General features: G+C 66.0%; 16 protein-coding genes and 2 pseudogenes. 10 read left to right on the forward strand and 8 right to left on the reverse strand.

The window, feature by feature from the left end; genetic code table 11:
* Positions 1–7: 7 nt before the first annotated feature.
* Together pheS and pheT are read left to right on the forward strand one after the other, a co-directional pair.
* Positions 8–1,072: a phenylalanine--tRNA ligase subunit alpha gene (gene pheS, locus JOE69_RS15330; RefSeq protein ID WP_296364158.1), complete on the forward strand. Its 1,065-nt coding sequence runs from the start codon at positions 8–10 to the stop codon at positions 1,070–1,072.
* 19 nt (positions 1,073–1,091) lie between these two features.
* Entirely contained in the window at positions 1,092–3,635 is a 2,544-nt protein-coding gene (pheT, locus tag JOE69_RS15335; RefSeq protein WP_309800140.1) for a phenylalanine--tRNA ligase subunit beta, read from the forward strand.
* Positions 3,636–3,781: 146 nt separating this feature from the next.
* Here pheT and JOE69_RS15340 read toward each other — a convergent pair.
* A pseudogene (locus JOE69_RS15340) lies at positions 3,782–4,207 on the reverse strand (MFS transporter); the annotation flags it as partial.
* On the opposite strand from JOE69_RS15340, the pseudogene JOE69_RS15345 reads away from it, so the two are divergent.
* A pseudogene (locus tag JOE69_RS15345) lies at positions 4,176–4,433 on the forward strand (MarR family transcriptional regulator); the annotation flags it as partial. The pseudogenes JOE69_RS15340 and JOE69_RS15345 overlap by 32 nt on opposite strands.
* Before the next feature lie 141 nt (positions 4,434–4,574).
* Here the strand turns inward: JOE69_RS15345 and JOE69_RS15350 are convergent.
* From JOE69_RS15350 to ppk2, 3 genes are all read right to left on the reverse strand, one after another.
* Positions 4,575–4,982: a hypothetical protein gene (locus JOE69_RS15350; RefSeq protein ID WP_309800143.1), complete on the reverse strand. Its 408-nt coding sequence runs from the start codon at positions 4,980–4,982 to the stop codon at positions 4,575–4,577.
* 29 nt (positions 4,983–5,011) lie between these two features.
* Positions 5,012–5,644, reverse strand: a complete 633-nt coding sequence (locus JOE69_RS15355) for a hypothetical protein (RefSeq protein WP_309800146.1) — start codon at positions 5,642–5,644, stop codon at positions 5,012–5,014.
* Positions 5,645–5,909: 265 nt separating this feature from the next.
* Positions 5,910–6,800: a polyphosphate kinase 2 gene (gene ppk2, locus JOE69_RS15360; RefSeq protein WP_309800148.1), complete on the reverse strand. Its 891-nt coding sequence runs from the start codon at positions 6,798–6,800 to the stop codon at positions 5,910–5,912.
* A 22-nt stretch (positions 6,801–6,822) separates the two neighbouring features.
* On the opposite strand from ppk2, the gene JOE69_RS15365 reads away from it, so the two are divergent.
* Positions 6,823–7,497, forward strand: a complete 675-nt coding sequence (locus JOE69_RS15365) for a 4'-phosphopantetheinyl transferase family protein (RefSeq protein WP_309800151.1) — start codon at positions 6,823–6,825, stop codon at positions 7,495–7,497.
* Positions 7,498–7,527: 30 nt separating this feature from the next.
* Here the strand turns inward: JOE69_RS15365 and JOE69_RS15370 are convergent, their stop codons facing one another.
* The 4 genes from JOE69_RS15370 to JOE69_RS15385 all read right to left on the reverse strand — a co-directional run bounded on the left by JOE69_RS15370 (position 7,528) and on the right by JOE69_RS15385 (position 14,405).
* A complete protein-coding gene (locus JOE69_RS15370) occupies positions 7,528–8,886 on the reverse strand; it encodes a M1 family metallopeptidase (protein ID WP_309800154.1) in 1,359 nt (452 codons plus the stop codon).
* Positions 8,883–12,872: a Pls/PosA family non-ribosomal peptide synthetase gene (locus JOE69_RS15375; RefSeq protein ID WP_309800155.1), complete on the reverse strand. Its 3,990-nt coding sequence runs from the start codon at positions 12,870–12,872 to the stop codon at positions 8,883–8,885. The genes JOE69_RS15370 and JOE69_RS15375 overlap by 4 nt, the downstream gene beginning before the upstream one ends.
* On the reverse strand, positions 12,869–13,831 hold the full coding sequence (locus JOE69_RS15380) for a quinone oxidoreductase family protein (RefSeq protein ID WP_309800157.1): 963 nt from the start codon (positions 13,829–13,831) through the stop codon (positions 12,869–12,871). The genes JOE69_RS15375 and JOE69_RS15380 overlap by 4 nt, the downstream gene beginning before the upstream one ends.
* 103 nt (positions 13,832–13,934) lie before the next feature.
* A complete protein-coding gene (locus JOE69_RS15385; RefSeq protein WP_309800160.1) occupies positions 13,935–14,405 on the reverse strand; it encodes an SRPBCC family protein in 471 nt (156 codons plus the stop codon).
* 41 nt (positions 14,406–14,446) lie between these two features.
* Here JOE69_RS15385 and argC point away from each other — a divergent pair, with 41 nt between their 5' ends.
* Genes argC through JOE69_RS15415 form a run of 6 tightly spaced genes read left to right on the forward strand, consistent with a single transcriptional unit; the run spans position 14,447 to position 20,372 of the window.
* On the forward strand, positions 14,447–15,505 hold the full coding sequence (gene argC, locus JOE69_RS15390; protein ID WP_309800163.1) for an N-acetyl-gamma-glutamyl-phosphate reductase: 1,059 nt from the start codon (positions 14,447–14,449) through the stop codon (positions 15,503–15,505).
* Positions 15,502–16,665: a bifunctional glutamate N-acetyltransferase/amino-acid acetyltransferase ArgJ gene (gene argJ / locus JOE69_RS15395; protein WP_309800164.1), complete on the forward strand. Its 1,164-nt coding sequence runs from the start codon at positions 15,502–15,504 to the stop codon at positions 16,663–16,665. Before argC ends, argJ begins: the two co-directional genes overlap by 4 nt.
* Positions 16,662–17,591 (forward strand): acetylglutamate kinase, encoded by a 930-nt coding sequence (gene argB, locus JOE69_RS15400; RefSeq protein ID WP_309800167.1) that lies wholly within the window; start codon positions 16,662–16,664, stop codon positions 17,589–17,591. Before argJ ends, argB begins: the two co-directional genes overlap by 4 nt.
* Positions 17,588–18,898: an acetylornithine transaminase gene (locus tag JOE69_RS15405; protein WP_296364173.1), complete on the forward strand. Its 1,311-nt coding sequence runs from the start codon at positions 17,588–17,590 to the stop codon at positions 18,896–18,898. The genes argB and JOE69_RS15405 overlap by 4 nt, the downstream gene beginning before the upstream one ends.
* Positions 18,895–19,830, forward strand: a complete 936-nt coding sequence (argF, locus tag JOE69_RS15410; RefSeq protein WP_309800169.1) for an ornithine carbamoyltransferase — start codon at positions 18,895–18,897, stop codon at positions 19,828–19,830. Before JOE69_RS15405 ends, argF begins: the two co-directional genes overlap by 4 nt.
* Positions 19,827–20,372: an arginine repressor gene (locus JOE69_RS15415; protein WP_296364175.1), complete on the forward strand. Its 546-nt coding sequence runs from the start codon at positions 19,827–19,829 to the stop codon at positions 20,370–20,372. Before argF ends, JOE69_RS15415 begins: the two co-directional genes overlap by 4 nt.
* Positions 20,373–20,398: the final 26 nt, after the last annotated feature.

Genomic DNA, 20,398 nt, shown 5'->3' on the forward strand with positions numbered 1-20,398 from the left:
TTCTCCTATGACCGAACAACTCCCGGCGGACCCCGCCGTCCCCGAACCGACCGACGAGGCGGGCCTGGCGCTCGCCGTTGGCAACGCGCTCGCCGCGATCGCCGAGGCCGGCGATTTGGCGCAGCTCAAGGCTGCCCGGTTGGCGCACACCGGTGAAAAATCACCGCTGAGCCTGGCCAACCGCGGCATCAAAGACCTCGCCAAGGAACTCAAGGCGACCGCCGGCAAGCTCATGGGCACGGCCCGTGGGCAGGTCAACCAGGCACTCGCCGCGCGAACCGAAATCCTGGAAGCCGAAGCTGCCGAACGGATCCTGGTCGAAGAAGCCGTCGACGTCACGGCTGCTCCACGCCGCCGCCGGGCCGGTGCCCGGCACCCGTTGTCCACCTTGCAGGAACGGGTCAGCGACATCTTCGTCGGGATGGGCTGGGAAATCGCCGAAGGCCCGGAACTCGAATCCGAGTGGTTCAACTTCGACGCGCTGAACTTCAAGCCGGACCACCCGGCCCGGGAATTGCAGGACACCTTCTTCGTGGAGCCGCCGGAAGCGCATCTGCTGCTCCGCACGCACACTTCGCCGGTGCAGGTCCGTTCGATGCTCGAACGCGAGCTGCCGATCTACGTGCTGTGCCCGGGCAAGACCTTCCGTACCGACGAACTCGATGCCACGCACACTCCGGTGTTCCACCAGTTCGAGGGCTTGGCGATCGACAAGAACCTGACCATGGCGGATCTGCGTGGCACCCTGGAGCACTTCGCCCGGCAGATGTTCGGCGACGATGCGCAGATCCGGTTGCGGCCGAACTACTTCCCGTTCACCGAACCCTCCGCCGAGCTGGACATCTGGCACCCGGGCGCGAAGGGCGGTCCGCGCTGGATCGAATGGGGCGGTTGCGGCATGGTGAACCGGAACGTGCTCCGCGCCGCCGGCATCGACCCGGAAGAATATTCGGGCTTCGCCTTCGGCATGGGCATCGAACGGACCCTGATGTTCCGCAACGAAGTCTCCGACATGCGCGAAATGATCGAAGGCGACATCCGCTTCAGCCAGCACTTCGGGATGCAGATTTGAAAGAGAGAGTTGTCTAATCATGCGTATACCTTTGTCATGGCTGCGTGAGTTCGCCGCCGTCCCCGCCGAGGCCAGTGCCGAGGACGTGATGGCCGATCTGGTCCGCGTCGGGTTGGAAGAAGAGGCCGTGCACCGGCCCACCGACTCGCTTTCCGGACCGATCGTGGTCGGCCAAGTGATCTCGATCGTGAAAGAACCGCAGAGCAACGGCAAGACCATCAACTGGTGCCAGGTGCGGGTCGTGCCGGAGGGCCAGGCCCAAACGCTCCAAGCCGAAGGGATCTCGCCCGACGGCGTGCAGGGCATCGTCTGCGGTGCGCACAATTTCGTCGAAGGCGACAAAGTCATCGTGACGTTGCCGGGTGCCGTGCTGCCGGGCGACTTCCGAATTTCGCCGCGAAAAACCTACGGCCACACCTCGGCCGGCATGATCGCCTCGTCCCGGGAGCTCGGCATCGGCCAAGACCACGACGGCATCGTGGTGCTTTCCAGCTGGGGTTTGGATCCTGAACCCGGTACCGATGTCTACGGCTTGCTCGGTCTGGACGACCAGGCCGCCGAGGTCAATGTGACCCCGGACCGCGGCTATGCGTTTTCGATCCGCGGCATCGCCCGGGAGTATGCGCATGCCACCGGCACCGAGTTCACCGATCCTGCATCCTTGCCGGTGGTGGCGCCGGCGGACGGACAGGGCTACCCGGTGCGGCTCGAAGACGGGACTCCGGTCTACGGCAAGCCGGGGGCGGACCGGTTCGTGGCCCGGGTGGTCCGGGGCATCGACATGTCGATCCCGACTCCGCAGTGGATGGTCTCCCGGTTGCGGCTGGCCGGAATCCGCTCGATTTCGCTGCCCGTGGACATTTCCAATTACGTGATGTGGGAGCTCGGCCAACCGCTGCACTTCTACGATCTGGACCAGCTCTCCGGACCGATCGTGGTCCGCCGGGCGGTTGCGGGGGAGTCGTTGCGCACCCTGGACGGCAAGGACCGCGCGCTCGACGCCGAAGATCTGGTGATCACCGACGATTCCGGCGTGATCGGCATCGCCGGAGTGATGGGCGGCGCGGCGACCGAGGTCTCCGCGAGCACGACGGATGTGCTGATCGAAGCCGCGCACTTCGAGGCGGTGTCCATTGCGCGCAGCCGGCGGCGGCACAAGTTGCCTTCCGAGGCGTCCAAACGCTTCGAACGCGGGGTGGACCCGTTGGTCGCCGATGTGGCCGCCCAGCGTGCGGTCGATTTGCTGGTCGATTTGGCCGGCGGCAGCGCAGACCCGCACGGGACCGATGTCTTCCCGGAATTCCAGGCCGCTACGATCGGCTTCGAAGCCGGCTACCCGGCCCGCCGGGTCGGCATCCAATTCACCGCGGAACAGATCGAAGGCACGCTCCGGGACCTCGGCGCGACGGTTTCGGTTTCCGACGGCATTTACGGCGTGACCGTGCCGTCCTGGCGCCCTGATCTGGAGACCCCGGACGACCTGGCCGAGGAAATTGCCCGGCTGGTCGGCTACGACAAGATTCCCTCCACACTTCCTGTTGCCCCGCCTGGCCGTGGTCTGAGCCGGCTGCAGCAACAGCGCCGTCTGATGCTCCAGTCGCTCGCCGATTCCGGGCTGACCGAGGTGCTTGCCTACCCGTTCGTTTCGAAGGCGATGAACGGGACCTTCGGTGCGGCCGAGGCCGGTGCCGAAGTGCCGGCGGTGAAACTCGCGAATCCGATCAGCGAGGAATTCGGCTTCCTCCGGACCTCGGTGCTGCCTGGGTTGCTCGAGGTGGCCAAACGCAATGTCTCCCGGGGTTTCCGGGACCTGGCGTTGTTCGAAGCCGGCGCGGTGTTCCGGCCCGGTTCGACCATGGGCACGGCGTCGATTCCGCCGCTCGGCGTGAAGCCTTCGGACGAAGTCCTCGACGCCTTGTACGACGGGATTCCGGAGCAGCCGTTGCATGTGGCCGCGGTGCTCACCGGGCATGATTCGCCCGAGGCGCCAGGGCACACGCCGCGTGTCTGGGACTATGCGGACGCAATCGACGTGGCCAGGTTGGCCGCCGAGGTGCTCGGTGTGGACCTGGTGGCGGTCCAGGGCCAGCACCAGGCCTTCCATCCCGGCCGGACGGCGCGCTTGGAGCTGCGCGACGGCGGATTGCTCGGTTACGCCGGCGAGCTGCATCCGAAGCTCCTGGCCGGATCCGATCTTCCGGCGCGGACCGTCGCCGTGGAGTTCGACGCCGAGGCGCTCATCGAAGCTGCTGCGGACGTGATCGTGGCCAAGCCGCTGTCGACTTTCCCGGTGGCGACCCAAGACGTAGCCCTGGTGGTCGACGCCGGCCTGCCCGCCGGCGAGGTGCTCGAAGTGCTGCGTTCCGGGGCCGGGGAGTTGCTCGAGGACGTCGCGCTGTTCGACGACTACCGCGGACCGAATGTCGCCGAAGGCAAGAAGTCGCTGGCCTTCGGTCTGCGCTTCCGGGCCGCGGACCGGACCCTGACCGCGGAGGATGCGACCGCGGCCAAAGCTGCGGCCGTTGCCGCTGCGGCCGAGGCCTTCGGAGCGGTGCAACGCTGAGCTTGACCGGCACTCTTGACCGGCACTATCGCGGTTCTGTCCCACTGAGTGCGTCTGCCCGGTGGGACAGAACCGGTCGGTCCCACCGAATGCATTGACTCAGTGGGACCGGGTGCAGGATGATCCGGGCGGAGGTTCGGACCGGGTCAGGGCGCCGGCAGCGGCGCCGGGGCAGCGGCTTCGGCAATCGGGGCCGGCCGCTGTGCCGCAGCTTTGGCCGCCACCAGGATCACCAGCAGTCCCGCGCCGGAGAGGATCGCGCCGATCCAGATTGGCGAGGTGAAGCCCAAACCGGCGCCGATGCCGACACCGCCGAGCCAGGCGCCGAGCGCATTGCCGACGTTGAAGGCGGCGATGTTGCTGCCGGAAGCGAGCGTGGGCGCCTCCTGCGCGAAGTGCATGATCCGCATTTGCAGGCCGGGTACCGTGCCGAAGCCGAAACCGGCCATCAGAACCAGCGCGGATACCGTGACCACCGGGTTGGCGGCGAAGACCGCGAAGACCACGAGCACTGCGGTCAGCGCTGCCAGGCTGATCGCCAAGGTCCGGTCGCGGGCCCGGTCTGCGGCCTTGTCCAGCAGCGCGACCACACGACTGGTCAACCGGCTGGAGATGCGCGGTTTCTTGTCCCGCTATCTTTGCGCCGACGACCGGCGCGGTATCTATACCGAAGTCACCGAGGCCGGTTTGGCCGCCCTGCAAGCGGCCGGGCCGGACCATGACGCCGCGCTGGAGCGCGCCTTGGAAGCGGCCCGGGGAATCGAAGAACTGCGTTCGCTCGCTGAATCACTGGGCTGAACCGAATCATTGGGCTGAACCGAATCACTGGCCGGGCTGGGCCGGGCAGCCCCGGGGGTGCACAGCAGGGACGCTCCCGACTCATCACGAATCGAGAGCGCCCCAGGCGCTGATTTTCAGCTAAGGCCTAGACTCGAGCGTCTAGAATTTCGGGATCACCTTGAGGTTAGTCCAATAGGAGTTGACGATCGCGGGCGGAACAGGAAACGCATGCGGTGCGACGGTTACCGGGAAGACGTGGTCTTGGCCGTTGGCATCGTATGTCATTGACTTGTTGTCGGCGATGATTCCGCCCGGAGCTCCGGAGCCGTAAATGACCTCGAAACTCTTGAATCCATATCCTGCTGGGCAAGCCACACCCACAGTGCTGCCGTCATAACTTGGCGCTGAATTCCAGGAAACCGAACAAACCTCTGGGTAGTAGAAGTAATATTTTCCTTCATCGGTGTATTCCTTGAAGACGATCTTGCCGGCTGCGGAAGCTGTCGGAACAATCGCGAACAACATTACGAAAGCAATTGATAATACGGCGATTATACGCTTTTTCATGGAAATCCTTTGTAGTGTTCGAGTATCAATCAATTGCTGGTGAAATCGTTCTTGCTCGCCGGCTGCCCGTTCTTCTCCAAAACCCAGCCGCTGGCTTCTACGATGTCGATCCGCACCGCGTCATCCGCGCTCATCTTGACTTGCGCGGTGGTGTTGACATCGCACTTCCAGTAGGCCCCCCAACCTTGGAGTTTGTAGAACGTCGGTGTGGCGGTCAGGCCGTCGACTTGAGCGGTCAGCGAAATCTGATTGCTCTGCGAAAAGGCCACCGTGGTGCCGTTGGTATAGGTCGTGCTCCGGGTGTAGGTGTAATCGGCTCCGGCGCTGCCCTTGAGCGATTTCGTGAATTCAGGCGACAGCCCGATGGCCAATTTGACCGACTGCGTGTACGAATCTTGGACTTGGTCGATCGTCGTGGTGCTGTCCGTCGTGGTCAGTGTGCTCTTCACGCCCTTCGGCAACCGGACCGTGGTGCCCGCCGCTTCGGTGTATGCGTTCTTCGACGTCAGCACCGGGTACTGCACGCCGTCGCACGGCAGGTCGGCCAAGGTGTGTTTGGTGTTCGAACTGATTCCGCCGGCGGCACTCGCGGCCGGAGCGGTACCGGCCAGCAGGCCGACGGCCAGGGTTGCGGTCGTGATGAGAAGCCCAATTCGTCTCATGGTGCAATTTTTCCTCAGGGTAGTTTTGGTGACTTATTGTTTCCAAAAGCACGCCCGAGGAGAATCAAATGATCTCTCCAGGAAGAAAGATTGACGCCATCCCCGGGCGGCAATCACATCCTAAGCACAGGTTTCACTAAACATCGGATCTCTTTATGGAATCTTTATGTTTCCTTCGTGAATCGTTAACCCGAATTTTTGGCAGAATCCATTTTCTGGCCAATGAAGTCGTTCAGAATAAGTCCAGGAAAAATTCAGAAAAAAATCAGAATGAATCGATATCGCCCGGAGTGGAAAGTTCGGCGGCCCGGCCCACGATCAACCGGTCCGGGGTGCCCACCACGTCGTGGTCCTTGCCCGGGTAGTCGAACCGGGCCAGGACATGGCGCATGGCCTCCAGCCTGGCGCGCTTCTTGTCGTTGCTCTTCACCACGGTCCACGGGGAATGCCGGGTATCGGTCTTCCGGAACATCGCTTCCTTGGCCGCAGTGTAGGCATCCCATTTGTCCAGGGAAGCCAAGTCCATCGGCGAAAGTTTCCATTGCCGGACCGGATCGACCTGCCGGATCGTGAACCGGGTGAACTGCTCGGCCCGGGAGACGGAGAACCAGAACTTCACCACGTCGATGCCGTCGTTGACCAGCATTTTCTCGAAGGCCGGAGCCTGGCGGAGGAACTCGGCGTATTGCGCCTCGGAGCAGAAGCCCATCACCCGCTCCACCCCGGCACGGGTGTACCAGGAACGGTCGAACAACACCATTTCCCCGGCTGCCGGCAGGTGGTAGACGTAACGTTGGAAATACCATTGGCTCTGTTCCCGTTCGGTGGGCTTTTCCAGCGCGACCACCCGCGCGCCGCGCGGGTTCAGATGTTCGGTGAACCGCTTGATCGTGCCGCCCTTGCCGGCGGCGTCCCGGCCTTCGAAGAGCAGCACGATGCGCCGTCCGGTGTCCTTGACCCAATTCTGCAATTTCAACAGTTCGATCTGCAGCAGACGCTTGTCCATTTCGTAGACTTCACGGGACAGCCGGGTGTCGTAGGGATAGCCTTCGCGCCAGGTGTCCACCGCCACGCCGTCCGGGCCGATCAACACCGGATCGTCGTCGTCGGCGTCCAAAACACTGAATCCGGGCAGCGCGAGCTTCATTTCGACCATGTCCCGACCATAGAGTGGGGGAGTGAACCACCGATTAATGACCGGTGAACCGGTGAGGTTCGACGGCGTGGCCCTGCAAGCGGTGCAACTAGCCGGCGTGACACCGGAGCCGGCCTGGCTCAACGGCCCCGAAACGGTCCGGGCCGAGCGCTTCGCCACCGCGGAACTGCGCCGCGACTTCATCGCGCGGCGGACCGCCGTGCGGATTTTCGCGGCCGCGCTGTTCGACCTGGACCCGGCCGGATTGGCGCCGCGGTACAGCTGCCCGGAACACGGCACCGGTCCGGAGCTGGACCACGGCCGGCCCGGCTTCGCGGCTCAGGGCGAAGCGTTGCCGATCTCGTTGAGCAGCTCCAGCCGTCGCGGCTGGTTGTTGCTGGGTGCCGCCGCAGCGCCCGGAAGCCGGCTCGGGGTGGATCTGGAATGGATCGCGTCAGTCGGCTTCGAGGGCTTCGACGACCTGGTGCTCAGCGCTGCGGAGCGGCAGGATTTGGCAGCTTTGCCGGCAGCCGAAAGACTGCCCAGACGGGCCCGGATCTGGTCCCGCAAGGAAGCCTGGTCGAAAGCCGAAGGCAGCGGCCTGCAGGGCCGAATCAGCGGAATCGACTCAGCGGCCGCAGGCATCGTGGACATCCCGAACCAGCTGATCGGCCTGCCCGAAGGTTTTGTCGCGGCGCAAGCCGTGCAGTCCGGTTAGGCGCCGCAGGCCGGTTTTGGGCGCGCCGGCTCAGGGCATTGCCGGCAACTCGCTCCGGTACAACCACGGGTCCAGCAATCCGGCGGCCGAAAATCCCGGGTTCAGCTCCTCAACCAAGGCGAAGAAGTCCGCGGTGCACACCGAGCCGTGGGCAAACCTCCCGGTCCATTCCCGGAGCAGGGCGAAGAACGCCGCGTCGCCGAGCGAGATCCGCAGTGCGTGCACCGCCAAGGCGCCGCGTTTGTAGACCCGGTCGTCGAACATGTCCGCGGGCCCGGGCCGGCCGATCAGCAGGTCCTGGGCCTCGCCGGAAAGTTTCCGGTGCGCGGCCTCGGCGCGGCTGCGCGCATCGGCGGCGCCGGAGGCCTCGGACCAGATCCATTCCGCATAACAGGCGAAGCCTTCGTGCAGCCAGATGTCCTGCCAGCTGAGCAGCGTCAGGGAGTTGCCGAACCACTGGTGCGAGAGTTCGTGTGCAATCAGCCGCTGCGATTCCCAACCGGGCGCCAAGTGGTTGCTCCCGATGATCGACACCGATTGGGCTTCCAAAGGGATGTCCAACTCGTCGTCGGTGACTACCACGGTGTAGCCGCGGAACGGATAGCTGCCGAAGCAGAATTCGAAGGTGTCCATCATGGCGCGTTGCTGGGCCAGCCCGGCGGCGACGCGTGCAGCGAGTGCTGCCGGAGCGGCGACGGAGAGCGGGACCAGGCCGGTCTGTGCGCGGTGCGTGCCCCGGGGCAACTCAGCCAAGGGGAACAGCTGATAGCGGCCGATCTGCACGGTGGCCAAATAGCTCGCCATCGGTTCCGGCTGGTCGTAGACCCAGGTTTCCCGGCTCGATTTGCTGCTGTGCGCGATCAGTGTGCCGTTGCACACCGGACGGTAGTTCGCATCGGTGCTCACCGAGATCCGGAAACTGGCTTTTTGGCTCGGATGGTCATTGCACGGGAACCAGGTGGGGGCGCCGGTGGGCTGGCCGGCCACCAGCACGCCGTCCGCGAGCTCCTCCCAACCGACATCGCCCCAGAGCCCCATCGAGGGCGCGGGGTTTCCTTCGTAGCGGACCTCGACGTGGAACGCGCGGTCCTTCGCCAGCGGCTCGGCCAGGCTGATCAACAACTGGCCTTGGCGTTGCGCGTATTTGGCCACCCGGAGGTTTTTGCCGCCGGACTTCACCGCGATCTTCCCGGCGCGCAAACCCTCCAGATTGAGCATGATCGACTTCAGTTTCGTTTGCGCGACGGCCTCGATGCCGGCTTTGCCGATCAACCGGTTGCTGGCCAGGCGGCAGTCCAAGTCCAAATCGTAATGCTGCACCCGGTAATCATCGGTGCCGTGGCCCGGGGTGTACGGATCCAAGACGTTGTTTTCGCTGCTAATGCTCATGAACTCGGTTTGTTGATCGTCGAATGCGCGGCCGGCCGCTGCGCTGCCGGCCCTTTCCAGGGGCTGACCGGGTTGCCGATCCAGTAGCTGCCTGCGGGAACAGTTTCCCCGCGCATCACCAAGGACGCCGGCCCCACGGTGCCACCGCGGGCAATCCGGGCCGCCGGGAGGATGACTCCGTGCGGGCCCATGGTCGCCCCGTCTTCCAGGGTAACCGTGTCCAGCGCCATGATCCGGTCGTGGAACAGGTGAGTCTGCACTACGCAACCGCGGTTGACCGTGGCGCTTTCGCCCAGGGTGACCAGATCGGCTTCCGGCAACCAATAGGACTCGCACCAGGCGCCGTGGCCGATTTTCGCGCCGAGCGCACGTAGCCACCAGACCAAGGCGGGGGTGCCGCTGGCCGCCCTGGCGAACCACGGCGCAGCAACCAGCTCAATGAAGGTGTCCACCACTTCGTTCCGCCAGATGAAGGAGCTCCAGAGCGGGTGCTCGCCCACCCTGATCCGGCCGACCAGGAGCCATTTCGCGACGACGGCGCTGCCGGCGGCGACCGCACCGGCAAGCATCACCACGACTCCGCTGAGCAGCGCCGCGACGAAATAGCCGGTGTGCCCGGCCAACCAGGAGAACACCGCGAGTACGCTGACCGCGATCGCGACGGTCAACATGGCCGGCACGAAGCGGCAGACTTCCCAGAGGGCTCTGGCGATTTTGAGTTTCCGTGGCGGTTCGAAGGTGCGTGAGGCATCGGAACTCTGCGCCACCCGGCGCAAGCGGACCGGTGGCGAGCCCAGCCAGGACGTGCCGGCCTTGGCTTTCGCCGGGGTTGCGGACAGCACTGCAACCAGGGAATTCTTGGGCACCGAACGGCCGGCCGCAGTCATCCCGGAATTGCCCAGGAAAGCGCGTTTGCCGATTTTCGCCGGGGCGATGTGCACGAAGCCGCCGCCCAGTTCATAGGAGGCGACCATGGTGTCGTCGGCCAGGAAGGCGCCATCGCCGACCGTGGTCATCGAGGGCAGCAGGAGGACCGTGGAGGCTTCCACATTCTTGCCGATTTTAGCGCCGAGCAACCTGAGCCAGACCGGAGTGAACAGTGAAGCGTAGATCGGGAAGAGTAGGTCCCGGGCCAGGTCGAGCACCCGTTCGGTGGCCCAGACCTGCCAACCGATCCGGCTGCGCACCGGATGGAAACCCGCACGCAGGCCCAGGCTGAGCAGCCGCACGGTGCCGAGGACCAGAGCCATCAGAAGCACGAACCAGATCAAGGTCATCAGCGGCACCGAGATCAGCGCCTGCCAATAAAGGTGCTCCACCGAAGGAATTGCCGGCACATCCACGCCGGTGGGCGAGTCCCACAGCGCGGCGGCCAGGGCCAGTCCGCAGTATCCGGCGACCGCAGCGGCCAGGAACGGGATCATCGCCAGGACCGTCGAAGCGGAAGCGTAAATGGCCAACCACAACCGGTTGCTGCGTTGCGGTGCCACGGGCCAATCCGGCCGGGCTTTGCCGACGCGTTGCGCCGGCGAGCCGGAATACTGCTGGCCCGCGCGGACTTTGCCCAAGACCGCGGAACCGGCGGCAATCTGGGCGCCTTTGCCGATCCGGGTTCCGGGCATCAAGGTGCTTCGCGCGCCGACCGTGGCATCGGCTCCGACCGAAATGGTTCCGATATGCACATTGTCGCCGTCGATCCACCAGCCGGAGAGATCCACTTCGGGCTCGATCGAGGCGCCTTCGCCCAAGCTGAGGAAGCCGGTGACCGGCGGCACCGAATGCAAGCTCACGTCCTTGCCGATCTTCGCGCCCAGAGCTCTGGCGTAATGGGTGACCCAGGGTGCGCTGGCCAGTGAAACCGCCTGGGCCAGATCGGCGATCTGTTCCGCGAGCCAGAGCCGCAGATGCACCCGGCCGCTGCGCGGGTAAACGCCCGGTTCCACGTCGCGGAGCAAGATCCGGGCAGCCAGCACCGAAATCGACATCCGGCCCCAAGGGCTGACGAAAACCGCCCAGCAGGCCAGCACCCACCACCAGCTGACCGTGGGGATGTGCCAGGCTCCGGAGCCTTCGGTCCCGTTCAGCACGGCGATCAGGTTGTTGAAGATCATCAGGTAGGTCAGCCACCGCATGCCGACCAGAATGTGCAGCGGGATGCCCATCAGGGTCTGGAAGACCTGGGACTTCCGTGCCGTGCGGCGGACTTCCCGGACCACGGCGGGCGCGGCGTGCTCGTAGTCCGGCACGGATTGCCGGGCCAGGTCGACCAGGGCGCCGATCCTGGGGTGCGCGTAGATGTTCGCCACGGTGATCGTGGGGTAGCGGACCCGCAGCGCGGACACCAGCTGCGCGGCGGCCAGCGAACCGCCGCCTTGCGCGAAGAAGTCGGCGTCCAAATTCACCGCGGATCCGCCCAGCACCGAATTCCAACGGTCCAGGATCCACTGCGCGTCCGGTTCGAGCTCCAAGTCGACGACTTCCTCGCCGCTGCCGCTGCTGGGCAACGGCCAGGGCAGTGCGTTCCGGTCGACTTTGCCGCTGGTTTTGGTCGGCAGGGTTTCGGCCACGGTCAGCATCGGGATCAGCGGAGCCGGCAGCTCGGCGCCGAGCAGGCGGCGGAACTCGGCGAGCTCACTCGCCGCGTCCGGTTCCAGCACCAGGTATCCGACCAGGATCTGGTTTCCGGCCCCGGTGGTCTTCACCGCGGCAGCTGCCCCGGCAACGCCCGGCAGACCTTGCAAGGCGGCATCGATTTCGCCGAGCTCGATCCGTCGGCCGCCCAGTTTCACCTGCTCGTCGGCCCGGCCCATGAAGATCAGGCCGGCGGATTCGAAGCGGACCAAGTCACCGCTGCGATAGGCGCGCGGCCAGCCGAAGGCGGGCATCGGCGCATACTTTTCCGCGTCCTTGGCCGGGTCCAGATAACGGGCCAGGCCGACGCCGCCGATGATCAGCTCGCCGATCTCGCCTTCCGCGACCGGCAGCCCGGCGGCATCGACGACGGCCAAGTCCCAACCGTCCAGGGGCAAGCCGATGCGCACCGGGTTGCCTTCCGGGCCGCTATGGCCGCCCATCAAGGCGGCGCAGGCCACCACGGTGGCCTCGGTGGGGCCGTAGGTGTTCCAGACTTCACGGTCTTCCACCGCCAACCGATCGGCCAGCTCGGGCGGGCAGGCCTCGCCGCCGAAAATCAGCAGCCGGACGTTTTCCAAAGCTTCGGCGGGCCAGAGCGCAGCCAGCGTGGGAACCGTGGAGACCACCGTGATGCCGTGCGAGATCAACCACGGCCCCAAGTCCATGCCGGTGCGCACCAGGGAACGGGGCGCCGGCACCAGACAGGCGCCGTGCCGCCAGGCGAGCCACATCTCTTCGCAGGAGGCGTCGAACGCCACGGAAAGGCCGGCCAGCACCCGGTCGTTGCTGCCGATCGGTTCGGCTTGCAGGAAAAGCCGGGCCTCGGCGTCGACAAAGGCTGCTGCCGACCGGTGGCTGACCGCGACGCCTTTCGGCGTCCCGGTGGATCCGGACGTGAAGATGATCCAGGAGTCGTCGTCGGGCGAGGGCGTCCGCGGAGCCGGGAACGGCGTCGGGCGATCCTTGCCGACCACGATTTCGCCGGCGTGCAGCACCCCGGCGACCTTGGCTTCGCTGAACACCAGCTTGGCGCGTTCGTCCGGATCGTCGGCATCGACTGGGACGTAGGCAGCGCCGATCATCAAGACCGAAAGGATCGCGATGTACAGTTCGGCGGTGCCGGACGGTATCCGCACGCCGACTTTGTCGCCGGCGCCCAAGCCCGCCAGGTGCAGCGTTTTGGCGTAGCCTTTGACCTCGCGCAGCAACTCGGCGTAGCTCAGCGAGCGCTCGCCGTCGTCGAGTGCGGAAGCGTCCGGGAAAGCCGCCGCGGTCGAGTTGAGGATGTCGATCAGCGTCCGTTCCGGCGGGGTTGCTGCGGAACCGGGCAGCTGAGGGGCAAAGACGTTCATGGTTTCAGCAGCACCTTGCCGGTAGTTTTCCGTCCCTGCAGATCACGATGGGCTTGCGCAGCATCCGCGAGCGGGTAGCTGGCACCGATCCGGACTGAAAGCGAGCCATCGGCCACCGCGTCGAAAACCTCCGCGGCGCGCCAGCGGCGCTCCTCGGCGTCGAGCAAATAGGCCGCCATGGTGGGCCGGGTGAGGAAAAGCGACCCGCCGCGATTGAGCCGTTGGATGTCGAACGGCGGAACCGGCCCGGAAGCGGCTCCGTAGAGCACCAAGGTGCCGCGGACCTTGAGCGAATCCAGTGAGCCGTCGAAGGTGTCCTTGCCGACGCCGTCGAACACCACATCGACGCCGCGGCCGGCGGTGAGTTCGCGCACGGCCGCCGCGAATCCCGGATAACGCAGCACGTGGTCGGCGCCCGCTTCGCTGGCCAAAGCGGCCTTTTCATCGGTGGATACCGTGGTGATCACGGTGGCGCCTTTGGCTTTGAGCATTTGGATGATCAGCAGCCCGACGCCGCCGGCTCCGGCGTGCACCAGAACCGTTTGGCCGGATTGGACCGGGAATGTCGAGTTGACCAGGTAGTGCGCGGTGATGCCCTGCAGCGGCAGCGCCGCCGCAGTCGCCGCATCGAGGCCGTCCGGCACACGCAAGGCCTTGTTCGCATCGATCAGCGTGAACTCGGCGTAGGACTGCGAGCCTTCCGCGGATGCCACCCGGTCGCCGACGGCGAATTCGGTGACGCCGGCACCGAGCGCAACCACGGTCCCCGAAGATTCAGCACCCGGCGTGAACGGGAGCACCGTGGGATAGATGCCTTCGCGTTGGTAGGTCTCGATGTAGTTGACGCCAACTGCGGCGACCTCGACGAGCAACTGGCCCGGCCCTGGTCGCGGGGTTTCGACCTCGGCGATTTCCAGAACCTCGGGGCCCCCGTTGGCTGCGGCGACGATGGCTTTCATGGCGGGACTCCTCTATCGAAGGTGCTTCGGATCCCATCGTAGGCGTTTCCAGTGACATTCCGGTGAACACTGCCGGAGCCCGGATTTGGCTGGACGCGCCGGGTCAGCCGGTTCGGTCCAGATGCCTGCGGAACCGTCGTTCGCCGTCGGCCATGACCTTGCCGTGCGCCCAGGCGAATGCCGGAGCGGCAACCGGGGCCAAGGCGTTCATCCAGGCCTTGGTGGTCGCCACGGTCCAATCGATGCGGAGCACGGTACTCGGCTGCCCGATGCTGCCGGCGGCTTCGAAATCAGCGCGCCCGACGCCGGCCAGATCACCGCTGCCGGCGACGTCGAGCCGGCGCATCGGGACGACGCCGGTGATTTCCAGCCGCAACCGGAGCCGGTAACCGAGTGGGCTGCGCACCCGGAGTGCAATCTGGTCGCCGGGTCTGGCCGGGCCGGACCCGGCCGGCTGTTCCGGCTGGAAGGCCGGCCACCAGAGCTGCCAGCTGCGCAATGCCACGAGCTCATGCCAGCAGCGTTCGGGGCTCGCCGGCAGGGTCCACACGGTGTGGAACGAATACTTATGCATAAATATTTACACCTATGTATATTTGCAGCTAAGCTAGGGCCATGACGATTTCAGTTGCCGTCTCCGGTGCGAGCGGCTACGCCGGCGGCGAGGTGTTGCGGCTGCTGGCGAACCACCCCGAAGTTCAGATCGGTGCAATCACCGCGAACCGCAATGCCGGTTCCAGACTAGGCGAGTTGCAACCGCATTTGTACCGGTTGGCGGACCGGCTGCTCGAAGAGACGTCGGTGGAGAACCTGGCCGGCCACGACGTGGTCTTCCTGGCCTTGCCGCACGGGGCCTCCGCGGAAATTGCGGCGCAGTTGCCCGCCGAAACCTTGGTGATCGACGCCGGTGCGGACCACCGGCTGGACGACCCGGCGGCCTGGCAGGAGTTCTACCAGTCGGCGCACGCCGGATCCTGGCCTTACGGCCTGCCGGAACTTCCGCTGGGTGACGGGAGCCGGCAGCGCGCGAAGCTCGTCGGGAGCAAACGGATCGCGGTGCCCGGTTGCTACCCGACCAGTGCATTGCTGGCGCTGGCCCCGGGGTTCGCCGCCGGGGCATTGTTGCCCGAGGACGTGGTGATCATCTCCGCCTCCGGAACCTCCGGCGCCGGAAAAGCCGCGAAGCCGCATTTGCTCGGTTCCGAAGTGATTGGCTCGATGAGCCCATACGGCGTGGGCGGCGGGCACCGGCACACGCCGGAGATCGAACAGGGCCTGAGCCTGGCTGCGGGCGAGCCGGTCACGGTCTCCTTCACACCGACGCTGGCCCCGATGAGCCGCGGCATCCTGACCACCGCGACCGCGAAGCTCGCCCCGCAGCTGGTGAAAACCGCTTCGGCGGAGGAGATCCGGCAGATCTGGGTCGACGCCTATGAGCATGAAGAGTTCGTCCGGGTGCTCCCGCCCAGGCAATGGCCCAGCACCAAGTCCGTGCTCGGCTCGAATTATGCCGCGCTCCAAGTCGCTTTCGACGCCCGGACCGGCCGGGTGGTGGTCTGCTCGGTGATCGACAACCTGACCAAAGGCACCGCGGGCGGTGCCGTGCAGTCGATGAACATCGCCCTGGGCCTGACCGAAAGCCTGGGCTTGGCACAACAAGGAGTGGCACCGTGAGCGTTACCTCGCCGAAAGGCTTCCGGGCCGCCGGAGTCGCCGCCGGGTTGAAAAGCACCGGAAAGCCGGACGTCGCTTTGGTGGTGAATGACGGGCCGTTGAAAAACGCGGCAGCGGTCTTCACCAGCAACCGGGTCGCCGCGGCGCCGGTCTACTGGTCGAGGCAGGTGGTCGGCGACGGCCGAGCGGACGCCGTGGTGCTCAACTCCGGCGGAGCAAATGCCTGCACCGGGGCGCTGGGTTTCCAGAATACCCACGCCACCGCGGAACTGGCCGCGGGATTGTTGGGGGTTTCCGCGGCCGACGTGCTGGTCTGCTCCACCGGGTTGATCGGCGAGCAACTGCCGATGGACAAGCTCCTGCCCGGGCTCGAAGCGGCCTTCGGCCGGTTGGCGGCCGACGGCGGTCCAGAGGCGGCCCAAGCCATCATGACCACCGACACGGTGTGCAAAGAAGTGGCCCATCGGTCCGAGGCCGGTTGGCATGTGGGCGGCATGGCCAAAGGCGCCGGCATGCTGGCCCCGGCGCTGGCCACGATGCTCGTGGTGCTGACCACAGATGCCGAACTGACCGCCGCCGAGCTCGACGCCGCGTTGCGCGAAGCCTGCCGGCTCAGCTTCGACCGGGCCGATTCGGACGGCTGCATGTCGACCAACGACACGGTGATCCTGCTCGCCTCCGGGGCCAGCGGGGTGCGCCCGGATCCGGCGGACTTCCAAACCCAATTGACCAGCGCCTGCCAATCGTTGGCGCAAGCACTGATCCGGGATGCCGAAGGCGCCAGCCATGACATCGCGATCCGCGTTTTCAACGCGGCTTCCGAAACCGAGGCGGTAGCGGTCGCCAAGGCGGTGGCCCGGTCGAATCTGTTCAAGACCGCGATTTTCGGCAATGATCCGAACTGGGGCCGGGTGCTTTCCGCGGTCGGCACGGTGCCGGAAAGCCAGGCGGCTTTCCACCCGGACCGGCTCAACGTTTCGATCAACGGGGTGCAGATCTGCCGGAACGGCGGAATCGGCGATTCCCGGGACCTGGTCGACCTGAGTCCGCGCGAGGTGGCCGTGGACATCGATCTGAACGCCGGAAGCGCCGAGGCCACGATCTGGACCAATGACCTCACCCATGACTACGTCCACGAGAACAGCGCCTATTCATCATGAGCGATCAGCATTCGAAACAACAGGAACAAGCCCGGGACAAAGCCGGGATCCTGATCGAGGCGCTGCCCTGGATCCAACGTTTCGCCGGAACCGTGGTGGTGGTCAAGTACGGCGGCAATGCCATGCTCTCCGAGGAACTGCAGCGGGCTTTCGCCGAGGATATGGTGTTTTTGCACCATGTCGGAATCCGTCCGGTAGTGGTGCACGGCGGCGGCCCGCAGATCAACGCGATGCTCGGCAAACTCGGCATCGAGTCCGAGTTCAAGGGCGGGCTGCGAGTGACCACCCCGGAGGCGATGGAGGTGGTCCGGATGGTGCTCACCGGGCAGGTGGGCCGCGAGCTGGTCGGCCTGATCAACGCCCACGGCCCGTACGCCGTCGGGCTTTCCGGTGAAGACGGGGCATTGCTGCAAGCGGTGCGCACCGGCACCGTGGTGGACGGGCAGCCAGTCGACTTGGGCCAGGTCGGCGAAGTGGTGGGGGTCAATCCGGGGTCGATCCTGGATCTGCTCGACGCCGGCCGGATCCCGGTGATCTCCACGATCGCGCCGGAGATCGGCGTTGCCTCCAGCGTGCTCAACGTCAATGCCGATACCGCAGCGGCCGAACTCGCGGTGGCACTGCAGGCCTCCCGACTGGTGATCCTGACCGACGTCGAGGGCCTGTACCGGAACTGGCCGGACAAGGATTCCCTGATCAGCGCGCTCAGCGCGGCCGAGCTCCGCGAGCTGCTGCCGGGTTTGGCCTCCGGGATGATCCCCAAGATGCAGGCCTGCCTCAAAGCGGTCGAAGGCGGGGTGCAGAGCGCTTCGGTGGTCGACGGGCGGAGCCCGCACTCGATGTTGTTGGAAATATTCACTGCGGCCGGGAACGGCACGCAGATCTTTGCAGCGGAGCAGGACCCGCTGCCGGAAAGGCAAGCATGAACGCGACTGTCACCAATGCCATAGCGCAACAGGCCTTGGTCGGACCGGACGTCTCCGATTTGGTCCATGAATTTTCCGGTCCGCAATGGCTGGAGCGCTACCAGAAGTCGTTGATGGGGGTCTTCGGCACACCGCAGCGGGTTCTGGTCCGCGGCGCCGGAGCCTTGGTCTGGGACGCCGACGGCAAGGAGTACCTCGACCTGCTGGGCGGCATCGCGGTCAATGCGCTCGGCCACGCGCATCCCTTCGTGACCTCGGTGATCTCGAGCCAGCTGGCCACGTTGGGCCACGTCTCGAATTTCTTCACCAGCCCCACGCAGGTCGCGCTCGCCGAAAAGCTCCTGGAGCTGGTGCAAGCACCGGGCGGTTCCACGGTGTTCTTCGCGAACTCCGGCGCCGAGGCCAATGAGGCAGCTTTCAAATTGGCCCGGGCGCATGGCAACAGCCAGGGCAAACCGCGAATCCTGGCCCTCGAGGGCGCGTTCCACGGGCGGACCATGGGGGCGCTCGCGCTGACCGCGAAGGAAGCCTACCGGAAGCCTTTCGAGCCGCTTCCGGCCGGCGTCGAACACTTGCCCTTCGGCGATCTGACGGCGTTGGAATCCGCCCTGGCGGACCGGGATGTGGCCGCCCTGTTCCTGGAGCCGATCCAAGGCGAAATCGGGGTGCGGCCACTGCCCCCGGGCTACCTGCGGGCCGCCCGGGAATTGACCCGGAAAGCCGGCGCCTTGCTGATCGTGGACGAAGTCCAGACCGGAATCGGCCGGACCGGCAACTGGCTGGCCTATCCGGAAATCTTCGGTGCGGGTTTCAAACCTGCGGACCTGCCGGACGCGATCACGCTGGCCAAGGGGCTGGGCAGCGGATTCCCGATCGGTGCCCTGGTCGGCATCGGCGCAGAGGTCTCCGGATTGCTCGGCGCCGGCGCGCACGGCAGCACCTTCGGCGGCAATCCGGTCGCCACGGCGGCGGCCTTAGCCACGCTGCACACCATCGAGTCGACCGGTTTGCTCGGCGCGGTCCGTTCCCTCGGCGCCGCGCTGCGCGAGGCGCTGGCCGGGACCGCCGGAGTCGCCGAGGTGCGCGGCAGCGGGTTGTTGATCGGTTTCGATCTGGACGCCCCGGTGGCCGCCGCCCTGGTGCAGGCCGGACTGGCTGCGGGCTTCATCGTGAACAGCCCGGCGCCGGCCACGATCCGTTTGGCACCGCCGCTGATCCTGAGCCGGGCCCAGGCCGAACACTTCTTGGCCGCCCTGCCCGAGTTGATCGCATCAGCCAACCACACAGCCAAAGGAGCGGCATCGTGACCAGGCATTTCCTCGTCGACACGGATTTGACCCAAGCAGAGCAGAGCGAGGTGCTCGATTTGGCGTTGCAGCTCAAGCGCAGCCCGTTTCTGCGCCAGCCGTTCGCCGGTGAAGGGGCCGGACGCAAGACCGTGGCGGTGATTTTCGACAAGACCTCCACCCGGACCCGGGTCTCGTTCGCCACGGGCATCTCGGAGATGGGCGGGACCGCGCTGATCATCGGCAGCGGCGAATCGCAATTGGGGCACAAAGAGTCCATCGCGGATACCGCCAAAGTCCTGGAACGGATGGTCTCGACCATCGTCTGGCGGACCTTCGCCCAGTCCGGACTCGAGGAAATGGCCGCGAACTCCAAGGTCCCGGTGATCAACGCGCTCTCCGACGACTACCACCCCTGCCAGTTGCTGGCGGATCTGCTGACCATCCGGGAGCACAAGGGCGAGTTGCAAGGACTGAGCCTGGCCTACTTGGGCGACGGTTCGAACAATATGGCGCATTCCTACCTGTTGGCCGGGGCCACCGCGGGGATGCACGTGCGGATCGCGGCCCCGCCGGGGTTCCACTCGGATCCGGCGGTGCTGGATGCGGCACGGGTGCGGGCCGGCGAGACCGGTGGATCGGTGCGCTTCGTCGCGGATCCGCTGGAGGCGCTGTCCGGCGCCGATGTGCTCGCCACCGACACCTGGGTCTCCATGGGCAAGGAGAGCGAGAAAGCGGCCCGGGCCGAGGTCTTCCGGCCGTATGCGCTCGACTCGGCAGCGCTGGCCCTGGCCGCACCGGACGCCATCGTCCTGCATTGCCTGCCGGCCTACCGGGGGTACGAGATCTCTGCCGAGGTGATCGACGGGCCGCAGTCGGTGGTCTGGGATGAAGCGGAGAACCGGTTGCACGCGCAGAAGGCCCTGATGGCCTGGCTGGTGGAACGATCATGAGCGCAGCGCACGATACGGCGCCCACGACCCAGTCGATTCCGCTGATTCCGGCGACCAAAACGGCCCGGCAAGCGCGGATTTCGGCCCTGTTGACCGCGCAGCCGGTGCGCTCGCAGGCCGAGTTGGCCGCGTTGTTGGCCGACGACGGCGTGCAAGTCACCCAGGCGACGCTTTCCCGCGATCTGGTCGAGTTGGGCGCCGTCCGGGTCCGGGCCGAGGGCGGCTTGGTGTATGCGGTGCCGCAGGCCGGAGTCGACCGCACCCCGCACGCCGCAGTGTCCAAAGAGTACTTGGACGCGAGGCTGACCCGGCTCTGCGCGGAACTTCTGGTGACCGCGGAAGCTTCGGCGAATCTGGTGGTGCTGCGCACCCCGCCCGGCGCGGCGAATTTCCTCGCCATGGCGATCGACCACTCGGTGCTGCCCGAAGTGTTGGGCACCATCGCCGGGGACGATACGGTGTTACTGATCAGCCGCGACCCGTTGGGCGGGGCAGCGGTGGCTGAAAGATTTCTGCAGTTCGCGCAGGACCCCGGCGCTTAGCCCGGTCCCAGCCCGCCATGCAGTCC

This window comes from Arthrobacter russicus (assembly GCF_031454135.1).
Classification (GTDB): domain Bacteria; phylum Actinomycetota; class Actinomycetes; order Actinomycetales; family Micrococcaceae; genus Renibacterium; species Renibacterium russicum.

Coding starts and splice junctions, on each gene's coding strand:
- argB (WP_309800167.1), top strand. CDS start 16,662: ATGAGCGATCAGCATTCGAAACAACAGGAACAAGCCCGGGACAAAGCC.
- JOE69_RS15385 (WP_309800160.1), bottom strand. CDS start 14,405: ATGCATAAGTATTCGTTCCACACCGTGTGGACCCTGCCGGCGAGCCCC.
- JOE69_RS15380 (WP_309800157.1), bottom strand. CDS start 13,831: ATGAAAGCCATCGTCGCCGCAGCCAACGGGGGCCCCGAGGTTCTGGAA.
- ppk2 (WP_309800148.1), bottom strand. CDS start 6,800: ATGGTCGAAATGAAGCTCGCGCTGCCCGGATTCAGTGTTTTGGACGCC.
- JOE69_RS15405 (WP_296364173.1), top strand. CDS start 17,588: ATGAACGCGACTGTCACCAATGCCATAGCGCAACAGGCCTTGGTCGGA.
- argC (WP_309800163.1), top strand. CDS start 14,447: ATGACGATTTCAGTTGCCGTCTCCGGTGCGAGCGGCTACGCCGGCGGC.
- JOE69_RS15355 (WP_309800146.1), bottom strand. CDS start 5,644: ATGAGACGAATTGGGCTTCTCATCACGACCGCAACCCTGGCCGTCGGC.
- JOE69_RS15415 (WP_296364175.1), top strand. CDS start 19,827: ATGAGCGCAGCGCACGATACGGCGCCCACGACCCAGTCGATTCCGCTG.
- JOE69_RS15375 (WP_309800155.1), bottom strand. CDS start 12,872: ATGAACGTCTTTGCCCCTCAGCTGCCCGGTTCCGCAGCAACCCCGCCG.
- pheS (WP_296364158.1), top strand. CDS start 8: ATGACCGAACAACTCCCGGCGGACCCCGCCGTCCCCGAACCGACCGAC.
- pheT (WP_309800140.1), top strand. CDS start 1,092: ATGCGTATACCTTTGTCATGGCTGCGTGAGTTCGCCGCCGTCCCCGCC.
- JOE69_RS15350 (WP_309800143.1), bottom strand. CDS start 4,982: ATGAAAAAGCGTATAATCGCCGTATTATCAATTGCTTTCGTAATGTTG.
- JOE69_RS15370 (WP_309800154.1), bottom strand. CDS start 8,886: ATGAGCATTAGCAGCGAAAACAACGTCTTGGATCCGTACACCCCGGGC.